General features: G+C 40.5%; 12 protein-coding genes. 6 read left to right on the top strand and 6 right to left on the bottom strand.

Features of this window, described 5'->3' with window-relative positions:
* The first annotated feature begins 230 nt into the window (after positions 1 to 230).
* From rpsT to QUE03_RS06155, 4 genes are all read left to right on the top strand, one after another.
* On the top strand, positions 231 to 491 hold the full coding sequence (gene rpsT, locus QUE03_RS06170) for a 30S ribosomal protein S20 (protein ID WP_286266215.1): 261 nt from the start codon (positions 231 to 233) through the stop codon (positions 489 to 491).
* 122 nt (positions 492 to 613) lie between these two features.
* A complete protein-coding gene (locus QUE03_RS06165) occupies positions 614 to 2269 on the top strand; it encodes a DUF8614 domain-containing protein (RefSeq protein WP_286266213.1) in 1656 nt (551 codons plus the stop codon).
* 139 nt (positions 2270 to 2408) lie between these two features.
* On the top strand, positions 2409 to 4010 hold the full coding sequence (locus QUE03_RS06160; RefSeq protein WP_286266212.1) for a GMC family oxidoreductase: 1602 nt from the start codon (positions 2409 to 2411) through the stop codon (positions 4008 to 4010).
* A gap of 71 nt (positions 4011 to 4081) precedes the next feature.
* Positions 4082 to 4564, top strand: a complete 483-nt coding sequence (locus QUE03_RS06155) for a TlpA family protein disulfide reductase (protein ID WP_286266211.1) — start codon at positions 4082 to 4084, stop codon at positions 4562 to 4564.
* 30 nt (positions 4565 to 4594) lie between these two features.
* On the opposite strand, the gene QUE03_RS06150 is transcribed toward QUE03_RS06155, so the two are convergent.
* From QUE03_RS06150 to QUE03_RS06135, 4 genes are all read right to left on the bottom strand, one after another.
* Positions 4595 to 5794 (bottom strand): tetratricopeptide repeat protein, encoded by a 1200-nt coding sequence (locus QUE03_RS06150; RefSeq protein ID WP_286266208.1) that lies wholly within the window; start codon positions 5792 to 5794, stop codon positions 4595 to 4597.
* A 164-nt stretch (positions 5795 to 5958) separates the two neighbouring features.
* Positions 5959 to 7755, bottom strand: a complete 1797-nt coding sequence (locus QUE03_RS06145; RefSeq protein WP_286266205.1) for an acyl-CoA dehydrogenase C-terminal domain-containing protein — start codon at positions 7753 to 7755, stop codon at positions 5959 to 5961.
* A gap of 187 nt (positions 7756 to 7942) precedes the next feature.
* The gene (locus tag QUE03_RS06140) at positions 7943 to 8368 is read right to left on the bottom strand and encodes a DUF3010 family protein (protein ID WP_286266203.1); all 426 of its coding nucleotides are present in this window, start codon (positions 8366 to 8368) and stop codon (positions 7943 to 7945) included.
* Between the two features lie 74 nt (positions 8369 to 8442).
* Positions 8443 to 10317 (bottom strand): DUF885 domain-containing protein, encoded by a 1875-nt coding sequence (locus tag QUE03_RS06135; RefSeq protein ID WP_286266201.1) that lies wholly within the window; start codon positions 10315 to 10317, stop codon positions 8443 to 8445.
* A gap of 182 nt (positions 10318 to 10499) precedes the next feature.
* Here QUE03_RS06135 and QUE03_RS06130 point away from each other — a divergent pair, with 182 nt between their 5' ends.
* Both QUE03_RS06130 and QUE03_RS06125 read left to right on the top strand, forming a co-directional pair.
* Positions 10500 to 11225: an SDR family NAD(P)-dependent oxidoreductase gene (locus QUE03_RS06130; RefSeq protein WP_286266199.1), complete on the top strand. Its 726-nt coding sequence runs from the start codon at positions 10500 to 10502 to the stop codon at positions 11223 to 11225.
* Between the two features lie 22 nt (positions 11226 to 11247).
* The gene (locus QUE03_RS06125; protein WP_286266196.1) at positions 11248 to 12114 is read left to right on the top strand and encodes an amidohydrolase family protein; all 867 of its coding nucleotides are present in this window, start codon (positions 11248 to 11250) and stop codon (positions 12112 to 12114) included.
* 114 nt (positions 12115 to 12228) lie between these two features.
* Here QUE03_RS06125 and QUE03_RS06120 read toward each other — a convergent pair whose 3' ends face one another.
* Positions 12229 to 13473 (bottom strand): amidohydrolase family protein, encoded by a 1245-nt coding sequence (locus QUE03_RS06120; protein ID WP_286266194.1) that lies wholly within the window; start codon positions 13471 to 13473, stop codon positions 12229 to 12231.
* Between the two features lie 10 nt (positions 13474 to 13483).
* Entirely contained in the window at positions 13484 to 14866 is a 1383-nt protein-coding gene (locus tag QUE03_RS06115) for an amidohydrolase (protein ID WP_286266192.1), read from the bottom strand.
* Positions 14867 to 14946: the final 80 nt, after the last annotated feature.

The raw sequence follows: 14946 nt of genomic DNA, 5'->3' as shown, positions 1-14946 counted from the left end.
AAATAGCTCTAATAAGCTATTATGGAGGCAACTCCCTAATGGAAACAAGCAGATATCATTTCTATATGAACGAAAGTTAAGATAATGTTCTACTTTCTCCACAAAGTCTCTTATAATAATCCGCCTTTATTTAAAATTAATAGTTAAAACATTTGACAACTACGCCAAAAAAAGGCATATTTCGTCGCCTTAAATTTAGGCTATATTTTATCATTTTTTAGGAGTTCACCTTGGCTAACTCAAAGCAAGCTAAGAAGCGCGCAGTACAATCTGAAAAGCGCCGTCAACATAATGCAAGTCGTCGTTCAATGATGCGCACTTTAGTAAAAAAAGTAATCGCTGCAATTGAAGCCGGTGACAAAGAAACTGCAACTAACGAATTAGCGGCAGCTACACCAATTTTAGATCGTTACGCAAGTAAAGGTCTTATCCACAAAAATAAAGCAGCTCGTAGCAAAAGTCGTTTAAACGCAGCTATTAAAGCACTTTAATTTTGTAAAACTTTTAAAAAACCGGCTTTATGCCGGTTTTTTTATTTCCGATCAATAACTCGCTCTTGAACTTTAGCTTCTTTTTTTCTACGCTCTAGCCGTCAAATTAAAAGAGAACAGCTATGAAACTAACAAAAATTGCAGCAGTTGTATTATTAGCAACTGGCGCTTTAACAGCTTGCGGCGAAAAAACAGCCCCAGCGACACCATCTTCTAAACTTGTCGAAAATTACCAAGATAGACTCGATATATACAAAACAGTTACGCTCAGCGCTGATTTAAGCCACCTGACCAGCAATCAAAAACAAATGGTTAGCTTGCTGATTGATGCGTCTAAAATTATGGATGATTTGTTTTGGAAGCAAGCATTCGGGTTAGACAAAGAAGCTTTTCTCGCAAATATTGCAGATCCTAAAGTAAGAGCCTTTGCGGATATTAACTATGGTCCTTGGGATCGTTTAGATGGAGACAAAGTATTCCTTAGTGGCTTTAAAGAAAAAAGCCACGGCGCACAAATGTACCCAACCGACATGACAAAAGCAGAATTTGAACAGCAAGACTTCAATGACAAAACAGGTCTCTATTCAATCGTAAGACGCGACGAACAGGGCAAGCTTTCAACTATTGCATACTCTGAAGAGTACAGCGATGAAGTGAATCGCGCTGCCGCTATTCTTGAACAGGCAGCTAAGTTTGCAGAAGACAAAGAATTTGCTAATTACCTAAACATGCGTGCAAAAGCGCTTAAAACAGACGATTATCAAGCGTCTGACTTTGCATGGATGGACATGAAGAATAATCCTATTGACGTTGTTATAGGTCCAATAGAGACGTATGAAGACCAATTATACGGCTACCGCGCAGCATTTGAATCTTATGTATTAATCAAAGATATGTCTTGGAGCGAAAAGTTAGCTAAATACGCCGCATTTTTACCTGAACTTCAACGTGAGTTACCCGTTAAAAAGCAATACAAGCAAGAAACTCCTGGCTCTGACGCTGACTTAAACGCATATGACGTGGTTTATTATGCGGGCCACTCAAATGCGGGTAGTAAAACTATCGCGATCAACTTGCCAAATGATGAGCAAGTACAGCTGGAAAAAGGGACTCGTCGTTTACAGCTTAAAAATGCCATGCGTGCAAAGTTTGATGCGATCATGCTACCAATCGCTGAAACGCTTATTGTGCCAGAGCAACGTAAAAACGTAACCTTTACAGGATTTTTTGCTAATACTATGTTCCACGAAGTCGCTCATGGTTTAGGTATCAAAAACACTATTAATGATAAAGGTACCGTTCGCCAAGCATTGAAAGAACATGCATCAGCATTGGAAGAAGGCAAGGCCGATGTACTAGGCTTGTACATGGTGAAGCAACTGCTAGCCAAAGGCGCTATCACTGAAGGAAAGTTAGAAGATTATTACACTACTTTTATGGCTGGAATATTCCGCTCAGTACGTTTTGGCGCAAGCTCAGCTCATGGTAAAGCCAACATGGTTCGCTTTAATTACTTTCAAGAGCAAGGCGCTTTTAGCCGTAACGAGCAAGGTCTTTACCGTGTAGATATCGAAAAGATGACCGCAGCTATTGATTCACTGTCAGAGCTTATCTTGACTCTACAAGGAAACGGCGATTACCAAGGCGTTGAAAATCTTGTGAATGAAAAAGGCATCATCAAAGATGACCTGGCAAGTAGTTTGGCAAAACTTGAAGCAGCTAGCATTCCGGTGGATATTGTTTTTGACCAAGGTAAGCAAGTCTTAGGTTTAAAATAACGTTCCATAATTGCATTTGAAAATAAAGGAGGCTATCGCCTCCTTTTTTATTATTACGTACTTTTAACGATTTTAATCACATTTTCTCTGCATTTAAGGTATAAATACACTATAAAAACAAATCAATATGGATTAACTAATGAACAAATTTGACTATATTATTGTCGGTGGCGGCTCTGCCGGCTGTGTATTAGCCGATAAGTTATCTGCTTGTGGTAATTATCAAGTTTGCTTACTTGAAGCAGGTCCTAAAGACAGCTCTTGGTTGATCCACCTACCCATCGGCGTTGTTGAGTTGATGAAAAGTAAAACACTCAACTGGCTTTACAATTCATCCCCTGAAAACACACAACATCAACGACAAATATTTAACCCTCGCGGAAAAACTCTCGGCGGTAGTAGTTCTGTTAATGCAATGCTTTATGTTCGTGGCCAAAAAGAAGATTATGATCATTGGGAAAGTTTGGGTAACAAAGGATGGGCTTATAAAGACGTTTTACCCTACTTCAGAGCGACACAACATCAAGAGCGTGGTGAAAGTGAATATCACGGTATCAATGGCGGCCTAAATGTCACTGAGTCACATTCAAAATTACCAATATTTGATGACTTTATTACCGCCGCTCAGCAAGCAGGTTATCAACCAAATGATGATTTTAACGGTAAAGACCAAGAAGGTGTTGGCTATTTTCAGGTGACCCAAAAGAATGGCCTTCGTTGTAGCGCTGCCAAAGCTTTTTTAACGCCTAATCTTGCTCGCCCCAACCTAACGGTGCTCACAGATGTGTTAGTTGAAAAAGTACTTGTAGAAGAGAAGCAAGCAATCGGCGTACAATTTACGAAGAAAGGAAAAATAAAGCAAATCTACGCACATAAAGAAGTTATTTTAAGTGCCGGAGCTTTTGGCTCTCCGCAGTTATTAATGCTTTCAGGTATAGGGCCTAAAATCGAATTATCAAAGCACAATATTGAAGTATTGCATGAGCTTGATGGTGTAGGTCAAAACCTGCAAGAACATGTTGACGTTTTAGTCGTTAATAAAACCAATAGAACTGATGTTATCGCCTATCGCCCTGTCGCACTTGCCAAATTATCTAGCCATCTATTTAAATTCTTGCATAGCCGTTCAGGAGTACTTACAACGTCCGTGGCAGAAGCTGGTGGTTTTATAAAGTCTGAGCCAGATTTGGATCGACCAGATCTGCAAATTCATTTTATTCCTGCTGCAATGGATGACCACGGCAGAAATTTGAAGCTGATGTGCCAATATGGCGTAGCAATGCACAGCTGCTTGTTGCGTCCAAAAAGCAGAGGCTCTGTGACTTTGTTCGGCAGTAACCCTAAACTGCACCCTAACATCAATTTGAACATGCTCAGTGACGAAAGCGATCAAAAAATCATGATCAAAGCAGTCAGAGCAATGCGAGACATATTTGAGCAACCTGCCCTAAAACAAGATTTAGGTAGCGAAGTTTTTCCAGGACAAGACTGTCAATCTGATGATGAAATTTTGGAGTTCTTGAAGGAAAAAGCCAACACCATTTACCACCCTGTTGGCACCTGCAAAATGGGTCATGATGCACTCGCCGTTGTCGATGATGAATTAAGAGTACATGGCATTGACAATCTTCGTGTCGTCGATGCGTCAATCATGCCGACATTGATCAGTGGCAACACCAATGCGCCCACCATTATGATTGGAGCTAAAGCGGCGGATATGATTTTATCTGACGCTTGTTGAACACTTATTCACAATAAGCAGGTCTTTTCAGGTTCAGACTATAATAATTAAGCAATGAAAAAGAGATAACCATGAAAAAAATACTATTTGCCTGCTATCTTTTTGCCATCACAGCATTGTTATCAACGCAAAGCTATGCCGTTGACATCGCTCCGAATTGGCAACTTAAAACTCAAGATGGACAAGCCATCTCATTGGATCAACTTAAAGGTAAGCCTGTGATCTTGCACTTTTGGGCAACATGGTGCCCATATTGCAAAAAACTGCAGCCAACACTCGTAGCGATGCAAAAAAAGTATCAAGCAAGTGAAGTTACGTTAATTGGTATCAGTTTTAATGAAGATCCTGGCGCTACACCGCAGGACGAATTAATAGCAAGAGGTTATGACTTTATGACAGCAATAGGCGGTGACACAATTGCTGAGCGTTATGGTGTAGTAGGTACACCAACCACTTTTTATATCAATAAAAAAGGGGAAATAGTCTTTAAATCCACAAGCTCTGATACTGAAGATCCACGTATAGAGCTGGCAATCAAAGAAATCATCAAATAGTAGTTTAGCTTCCCCCGACATCAGAGCGAGCTAATAGTGTTCGCTCATTGATGTTGGTGTAACCGCATTCTTACCATAGAGTTTATATTTAAACGTGCTACGTTGGTTAGGCTCATACGTCCACTCTAAACCTGCTCTTAACGCATCTTGAGCTTTGTTTGGGTCACCCAATGCAATATGTGATTGGTACAGTCCTAGGTATGCTTCATTGACGTAAGGCGCCAAGTCGATAACCTTACCATAAGTTTTGATCGCCAAATGATACTTCCCTTGCGCTTTATAAACATATGCCTGCTCTAACCAGCTATATGGATTTGGATCATCAAGTTCGGCGAGCTGCTCTTTAATCATTATCGCCTCTCGGTCTCGATTAGTTTTGTCCAGCAAAACCGCATAATTATTCATTAATGAAATGCTCTCCGGTTCGTAACCAATTGCAGCAACATATATTTTTTCAGCCGTTTCAATATCCCCTTTTCGTCGGTGAACTACGGCCAGTAGATTTAACGCCTTGTCACTTTGCGTATCGTATTTGTGTGCAGTATAAGCATTAGCAAAAGCAGAATCTAAATCCCCCGCCACAAGTGCGTCTGCTGCCATATTTTGATAGTACAATGATAAAAACTGATGGTAACTAAAATAACGGCCCCTGATATTATTTTCATTAGGGAAATAATCAATTACGACACTGGGGCGAATAATGGTAATAGACTCTTTATCGGGAGTAAAAGAAGGATCATATAATCGTGTCTGCACGTGTGATGAAGACAATAATAAATTATTTTTTTGTTCAAATACCGGGATACTAGTGACTTCACGAAAATCAAACTCGATATCCGTTAATCGAGCCAGCGCCACTGAGAATATCGCTAAACTCATGCAGTTTCCTTGCTTAAGCGCCATCGCTTGTGTCGCGGTATAGTTTGCTCCATAGTAGGTGAAATTACTTAAATAGTTGGATAAGTAATTACTGACAATTACATGGGCTTTTTCACCTTTTGCCTGTTGCTTATGGTAATAACCTAGGAACTCTTGCTCTTGCTCATCAGTAAGGGCAAAAAGCTCTTCCTCACTGGTAACTTTTATCGCAAGATTATTAAACAGTTCATGATTGACTGATATAGAGTTTTGCGCCAATAAATTTGTTAGCTCCTGATGTTTCGATGAGCTACACCCCACGATAATTACACCAATAAAAAGAACAACCAAGATATTAAAGACCTTTAACATTCACATTACTCCCTATGTTATTACAGTCATCATTAGTGAGTTCAAACCTATCTACGAAACAATTCATAGTTACAACTACATTAACGACATTTTTTAATCTTGTCTAATTTTCAGACACAAAAAAGGAGCCCTTAAGCTCCTTTTTGATGATTTTAAATAATGAATTAAATTAGGAATTCATCTTCATCATGCGCCATCATACTGGCTGCGCCGTTTTCAATACATGCGGCATGACCGTGTGTTCGCGGTAATATGCGTGCAAAATAAAACCTTGCTGTTTTAATTTTAGCTTCATAGAAAGCCACATCAGAAGTACCTTCTGATAATTTATCAAAAGCAACTTTTGCCATTTTTGCCCAAAAATAGGCCAATGTTAAATAACCTGAATACATTAAGTAATCAACAGATGCCGCGCCAATCTCATCTGGATTTTGCATCGCTTTCATGCCAATTTCTTGGGTCATTTTTTGCCAGTTTGGAGCAATAGTGATCATCGGTTTAATGAACTCACTCATTTGCTCATCAGTAATATTCTCAGTACAGAATTGTGTCACTTCCGCAGCAAATGGCTTAATCAATTCGCCTTTTGAGCCCAGAATTTTACGAGCTAATAAGTCAAGCGCTTGAATCCCCGTGGTGCCTTCGTATAAACAGCTGATTTTGGTATCACGCATCAACTGCTCCATGCCCCACTCTTTGATGAAACCATGTCCGCCATAAACTTGAACGCCGTGGCTTGTACACTCTAAGCCTACCTCAGTTAAAAATGCTTTAGCAATTGGTGTTAGCAGTGCTAACTTGCTATTCGCCTCTGCAACTTTTGCAGGGTCTTTTTCTACTTCAACGATATCAACAAGCTGAGATAAATAACCATTTAACGCGCGACCACCTTCTGCAATCGACTTTTGCGTTAGTAACATACGTCGAACGTCGGGATGAACAATGATTGGATCGGCTGCTCCCTCTGGATTTTTAGGGCCAGATAAAGAGCGCATTTGTAAACGATCTTTGGCATACGCCAATGAACCTTGGAAAGCCGCTTCTGCCGCTGCTACTCCTTCATTCGCCACACCTAAACGAGCCGCATTCATGAAAGTAAACATGCAATTTAAGCCACGGTTAATTTCGCCAATTAAGTAACCTTTCGCACCATCAAAATTGATAACACAAGTTGCATTGGCATTGATGCCCATTTTATGCTCTATCGAACCGCAGCTTACACCGTTTCTATCTTCTACTTCGCCAGCAGCTGATACGTTAAATTTAGGCACGATAAACAATGAAATACCCTTAGTACCCTCAGGAGAGCCCGGCACACGTGCAATAACAATATGTACGATATTGTCCGACATGTCATGCTCACCAGCAGAAATAAAAATCTTCGTTCCGCTTAACGAATAAGTACCGTCTTCGTTTAGCTCGGCCTTGGTACGCAACATACCTAAATCAGTGCCACAATGTGGCTCAGTAAGACACATGGTGCCCGTCCAAGTTCCTTCAACTAACTTTGGCATAAACATCGCTTTTTGCTCGTCAGTACCGTGTGCATCAAGTGTTGCCAAGGCACCGTGGCTTAATCCAGGGTACATTGCAAAACTGTGGTTAGCCGCCGATGAAAACTCGCCAATTGCAGTATTTAATGAGTGTGGAAGTCCTTGACCACCGTACTCAACTGGTTGAGATAATGTCGGCCAGCCGCCTTCAACATACTGTTGATAAGCTTCTTTAAAGCCGTCTGGCGTTGTCACCACACCATCATTCCAAGTACAACCCTGCTCATCGCCTATTTGGTTGATTGGGGCAATCACTTGTTCATTAAATTTTGCCGCTTCAGACATGATGGCATCAACCATATCAAGCGTTGCATCTTCATAACCTAAGCTTTGATAGTGGCTTTCACAATCAAGCAATTCTTGCATGACAAATTTCATGTCGCGGATAGGTGCTTTGTACTCTGGCATTTTTTCTTTCCTCTACAACCAAAACTGGTAAGTGGTCTGACTTGTTATAAATTAATTAAAGCATGTTAGTGTGAATTTTTAAAGTAGAAATTCACCTGCGATAAACAACTGGCATAAATTGAAAAGAAAAACGAAAAGAAGTGAAAATACGCAAAGCGCTGAATAACGCTTTGCGTGTCTGTGTAATTTACTGACTGTCTAAATAAGCAAATACAGTTTCAAATGCCGTTTGTTGGTAGTTACGCAATCCTGTATCGCGAAAATCTATGTCTACTTGGGTTTTAGTTAATGCTTTTTTAACAAAGCTGCCAGATAGAATTTCAACATCTAGATCATTTATCAACTGGATAGCTGCTTCAAGTTTAAAACCCACTGGACCGCCAGCAAATTTACCTTTAATAGCACGTCCTTTAATCACAACTTTATCAATTTTATAATCTTCAACAAGTTTAGCAAAAGTAAACTGAAACTTGCGTATTTGCTCTGCATCACCTGCATCAACAATTGAAATTTTTTGTACTCTTAATTGTGGAATGTCATACAAACCATCCGCTAACGCCATTAAACAGACAATCGCATCATTGCCCTTTAGTTCTACACCACAAACTCTCATATTGCTGCCTTAAAAAACTGAATGTGCCAATTATACCTAGTAACCTTAGCTTATTAACAGTTTTTAATTGCAAACTAATTATTCTGATCCTGAATATATTGCGCCACGACATCTTCTAAAATCGTTAGCGGCATCGAGCCATTTTCAATCACAGCGGAGTGAAAGGCTCTAATGTCATAATCTTTACCTAGGCTTTGCTCAGCTAATTCACGAAGTTCAAGAATTTTAAGCATTCCTGTAGTGTACGCTGTTGCCTGACCCGGCCACACACTATAACGAGCAATCGAGCCTCGGTTACCAATGTTATCCCTAGAAAATTGCTCTGACTGCGCATACGACCAGCCCATCGCATGAATACCGGTATCGAGAACTAACCTTGAAGCCCGCATTGCTTCAAATTGTAATCGGCCTAAGTCACCATAAATATCATTTTCATACCAGCCAACGTCTTTAGCTAAACGCTCTGCATATAACCCCCAGCCTTCGACAAAAGATGTGAAGTTTACTTTTCGCCTAAATAAAGGCAGTGACAGTTCATTGGCAATCGCTATTTGCATATGATGACCAGGAACCGCCTCATGATAGGCAAGAGTGGGCATAGTGGTATATGGCTGATCGCCCGCCGTATATGCATAAAAAGCACCTGGCCTTACCCCATCATCTGAGCCTGCAATATAGAAACCGCCACTTTCTCCACCAATGACAACCATTTCCTGTTGCGGCAGTCGATTAAAATAAAGCGGTAATTCTTGGTAAGCTCGAGCAATGATGTCGTCATACAACGCAATAGCATCTTCACCTCTAATTGTTCCACCATCGCTATCAACTCTGGCATACAGAGAGGCTATTGATTCATTTTGTGGATACCCTAACGTATCAAAATGAACGCGCATTTCAGCCTTTATTCTGGCTAGCTCATCTAAACCTAATTGATGGATTTCTGCTGGTGTCATCTCACTGGAAGTAAAATATTTAAGCGTGAACTGGTAAAACTCATCTCCTCCGTCAAATTGACCAAACCCTATTTCTGTCGGAGCTTTGGCCCTTAAATCGAGCATTTTTTTGGATAATGCTTGATAAGCTGGAATGATTTTCTGCTCAACAATTGCCTCCATCTTGTCAAGCATGATGTTGCGCTCTGCATTAGTCACATCATTAAGTTGATTTACTTTTTGTAAGTACGCTTGGTAATAACTTGTTGTTCTTGGGTTTCCGTTGGCGATAGTGTCGACATTGTTGCGAGAGAAGTCTGCTGTGATTCGCGGTTCAATAATTCCTAACGACTCCCTTGTCTCTATCAGAGTGATAATTTGTTCAATGCGTCTTTGAACTTGATTGGCAAGCACTAAAAATATTTCAGCTTCGCTTTGATTTGTAACAGGAATTAGATCGGTAAAATATCGCTCGGTATTGCTTGGCCAACCAAATAATCCATAGGTGGCTGGGTAGTTAAAATGACGAAATTCACCCCATTGAATTTCAAAACTAAGATATGACTCAAATATACGAGCTGAGAGCCTCTGACTTGCCGTCATTTCACTTAATTCATAAGCTGACAATAGTGAAGAGATTTCTGCTTTGATAGCAACCAATTGCTGATCAAACTCATCGGAGATATTAAAAAGCTCTGGATTTTCAATGCCAAATTCTGACAATTTTCCGTCTGAAATAATGTCATCGTGGTTACGCTCAACGATAACTAAATAAGCTTGTTCGAAGAATTCATCAATAGGTAATCCATTGAGGCGTTGATTAACTTCTGATACAACCTCGACAGTGTTGCTCAATTGAAAATCACTAACCACATCGAGCACTATTTCATTGACGATTGGATCTATTACGACGTCGTCATTGTTAGAGTCGCTCGAACCGCCGCAACTGACAACGAATAACGCAGTAATTAACATCATTTTCGTCGTTAGTAAATTGCTCATTTTAAGCACTGTCATTACCCTCTCCGCCTTACCTTTATTTTCTATTATGACACTTATTAAACAAAGTAAAATGTAAGAAGCAATAACTTTTTGGTAAAATATTATGTCTTTATTTTTATCACCCGAAACGTTAAAAACCTACCGACAAGGTCTTGATAGCGCTATTATATTACTAATATTCACTAAAAATTGTCCCTATGAAAAAAGTATGTGTTGTTACGGGTGGTAGCTCGGGTATTGGCTTGAGTATCGTGAAAAAATTTATTGCCGAAGGTTTTACAGTCTTTAATATAGATAGACAAGCTAGTGAAATTGGAATTTATCGCGCATGCGATATCACCAAGGTCGCGCAAGTTGATAAGATTATTAAAGACATTGCCAATGAACACCACATTTCGGCGTTAGTGTCGAATGCCGGAATTCACTACTCCGGCAATATAGAAGTGACGACAGAGGATGATTTGGAAACCGTTTTCAACATCAATGTCAAAGGTGCTTATGCGGCCATAAAAGCAGTGTTACCAAGCATGAAAAAACACAAGTACGGCGCAATAGTATTAATAGCATCAGATCAAGCATTAATCGGAAAGCGCAACTCTTTTGCTTATAACTTAAGTAAAACAGCGCTCGCTTCTATGGCAAAAACTACGGCGCTCGATTATGCACCGTTTAACATCACAGCAAATGCGGTATGTCCGGGTACTATTGAAACTCCGCTTTATCATCAAGCAATAAATAAATACTGCGAAAAATCTGGTGCTAATAAAGCAGAGGTTCATCAAGAAGAACAACAATTGCAACCATTAGGTCGATTAGGCCAACCTGAAGAAGTCGCTGATTTAGTTTACTTTATGTGTTCAGAGCAGGCGCGTTTTATTACAGGCAGCTTGCAAGTCATCGATGGCGGTTACACAGCACAATAATCATCACATTGAGAGGTTTACAGTGAACATTATCGATCCTCACATCCACCTGTTCAACTTGTCTAAAGGTAATTACGATTGGCTAAAGCCATGTAATGAACCCTTGTGGCCAGATAAAAACGTGATAAACAAAAGCTTTGATGAAAAAGATATAGTACTTTCTAAGCCACTCAATTTAGCAGGGTTTGTGCATATAGAAGCTGGCTTTGATAATCAACAACCTTGGCGTGAAATACAATGGTTAGAATCACACTGCTCGCTGCCGTTTCGCTGTATTGCTTTTATTGATATTACCTTGGCGACGAAAGAGTTTGATCATCAACTGAGCAAATTGTCACAATACAAAAGTGTGGTTGGCTGTCGTTATATTTTGGATGCTCAAGCTGATAGGTTACTAAAACATCATCAAGTGATTCGTAATTTAGAAGTGCTTAAAGAATTAGACTGGCTGTTTGAGCTACATGTCTCATTAAACGATCTCAACACGCTACATCATATTGTTAATTTCTGCACCGAAATTTATACGCCAAGAATGGTGGTTAATCACGCAGGGTTTCCTCCTAAAATACGCGATATCGATGCATGGCATACTTGGCGTCATCACATAGAACAATTGGCGCAATTTGATCATCTCGCCATTAAGTGCTCAGGCTGGGAGATGACCGACAGGCAATATGATTTTAATTGGGTCAGCGCTAGTGTGAATCAAGTAATTAAGCACTTTGGCACTAAGCGGACAATGCTGGCGGGAAACTTTCCATTAACCTTATTTAACCAAAGCTATCAATCGTTGTGGCAAGGTTACACCCAACAAATAAATTTAAGCAATGAAGCGCTAGACGACGTGTGCTACCAAACAGCAAAAAACTGGTATCAGTTGCCGCTATAACAGTTATTTAGTTTTTATCTCATTGAATGTAAAAAACCACTTCGAGAATAAGTCAAAGTGGTTTTATTTTGTTGGACCAAAAGTTTAAGTATGAATTAACTTACTTAACCTGTCCTATTTAACGTATGCTCTTGGCATATCAGTTTCTGCCATATAACGATCACGTAATTCATCTTGACGACTACGAGTGTCGTACTCTTTACCGTCAATCCAAATTTTCTCTACTTTTGAACTAAGCTCAAAAGGATCTGCACTCCAAAGCACGATGTCAGCGTCCTTACCAACCGCAATTTGCCCTGCGTTAAGGTCAAAGACTTCCGCTACATTTGAAGTCACAGCAGCCAGTGCTTGTTCATATGGCATCCCGTTAGCGACAGCAATACCAGCATTAAAGCGCAGTTGATACATGTTATGCGTTTCGCCATTAACCGTTAACACTACTTTTACACCAGCCTTATTTAACGTAGCTGCGTTTTCAAGTGACGCATGTAATGAGTCGAAACTCTCAGGTAAGTTACTTGTTGCACTGAACACAACAGGAACATTAGCAGCTGCAACTTGCTCTGCAACCACAACCGCGTCTGCTGCGCCAACCAACACTAAATTCAGCTGAAATCGCTCTTTTAATTTCAGCAAAGCTAAGATATCAGTCGCGCGGTCTACATGGGCAATTAATTGTTTCTCGCCAGCTAAAACAGCATTGATGATTTTCTCATCACGCTTTAACTCTTTCGGCTCTTTTTTATCGTCTTTCTTTTTGGCTTTCGCTTTTTCTAACGCTTTTTCTGCATCTTCAAGCTTATAGGTCAGTTTCTGCAAATCAGTCGCACGTGAGCCTTTAGATTTAGAGCCTAGTTCAATCACTAAGCCCTGTTGCGTTTTTTCAACACTGTCAAACTCGCCCGACAAGTTAACAACAAACGTTTGCCCTTTAAACATGCTTTCACCGCCGCTTGGCGATACGATATCAGTGGTAATGCCACCTTTACGCGAATAAGGAATAACCGTTGATTTTGGATTAAACGCTAAGCTGGCATCAAATGTCATGTCTGCTTTTTTCTCTCTCGCATCACGTGTTCTTGATACCGCGCCCACTTCAACTAAACCTAAAGAGTTTAACGAGTTAATTAGCCCAGGAGTTAAAATTTTACCTTGCGCATCGATCGTTTCATCAGCATTGATCGTATCAGGGTTTATCGCTGAAATTTTGCCGTTTTCAATCACGAGCGTTGCGTTTTCTAATACGCCCTGCTCGGTCACGGTGTGGATTTTGGCGTTTGTGATTGCAATGCTTGCTGCATTGGCGCAAGTCGCACTTGCTAAACCTAAGGCAACTAAAGAATATCTAAATAATTTCATCGTGGTTCCCTTATTCCTGTCCTAACATGAAGTCGCTTTTAGCTTGGTATTTTTTATCATGGCGATCATAAACTTTCGCACCATCAACAAATACTTGCTCTGCTTGCGCATAAACGCTGAATGGGTTTTGATTCCACACCACAACATCCGCGTTTTTACCGGCTTCTAAGCTACCGGTTTTATCATTAATACCTAATGATTTTGCCGCATTTAAGGTGATCCAACGAATGGCGTCCGCTTCAGTTAACTCAAAACCGTTATCGTTCGCGTCAAACATGATTTTACCCGCTTCTTGGTTCAAGCGTTGAATCGTCGTCGATGAATCAGAGTGCACAACAGCACACGAGTTTTTCACAGCATTAACAATAGCCACATTTTCTTTAACCATATCGTAGGCTTCCATTTTAAAGCCCCACCAATCTGGCCACATCGCCGCACAATTTCCATTTTCGCCTAGTAAATCAGCAATCTTATAAGCTTCGATGGCATGATGGAATGTCCCTGCGTGATAGTTAAATTCTTTACTTAGGTCAATCATCATTGCCATTTCTTCTGCTTTGTAGCAATGATTGTGTATTAAGATATCGCCATCTAATACGCCTTTTAAGGTATCAAGTTCGATATCACGTACTGGCGCTTCTGGATTTTTGCCTGCTGCATAATCTGCATCGTATTTTTCCCAAGCACGTTTGTACTCAGCCGCTTCAGCAAAGGCCATGCGGTAACCCGCCATGTTACCCATACGCGTGCCAGGTGCTTGTTTACGAGAGCCATAAACACGCTTCGGGTTTTCACCACAGGCCATTTTCAGTCCGTAAGGTGCTTCTGGGAATTTCATGCCTTGCATGGTGTGGCTAGGCACGTTGCGTAAAGTAACGCCGCGTCCACCAAATAAGTTAGCTGAGCCTGGTAAAATTTGCATCGTGGTAATACCGCCCGCACGAGCTGCTTGAAAACCAGGATCTTGTGGCCACACACTGTGCTCTGCCCACACTTCTGAGGTATTTGGCGAAGTCATTTCATTACCGTCAGAATGTGATTCAACCGACGGACTCGGGTAAACACCTAAATGTGAATGAACATCAATAATACCTGGAGTCACCCATTTATCTTTACCATCGATAATCGTTGCACCATCTGAGGCTAACCCTTGACCTACTTGTACGATTTTGCCATCAACAAAAAGCACGTCTGCGCCATTAATGCGCTCACCTGTACCTGTTAATACAGTCGCATTTTGAATAAGCGTTTTCGTTTGAGGAAGTGCTTTATAAGTACTTGGGTAAGGATTTTTGTTGATAGTGACTTTGGCATCCTGCTTTTCTGATTGCATACATCCAGATAAAGCAATAGAGACTGCCACCATCACAATTGATGGAACAATTTTACTCATGGTGTGTTTCCTGTTTAGGCGCGTGAAATCAAGTTCACAGCATTTGATTGCGCATTGTTTATAATTATTGATGCAGCGTT

Source organism: Thalassotalea atypica (assembly GCF_030295975.1).
Classification (GTDB): domain Bacteria; phylum Pseudomonadota; class Gammaproteobacteria; order Enterobacterales; family Alteromonadaceae; genus Thalassotalea_F; species Thalassotalea_F atypica.
Note: the sequence above shows the minus strand (reverse complement) of the source record. Positions and strands in the feature narration are given on the sequence as shown.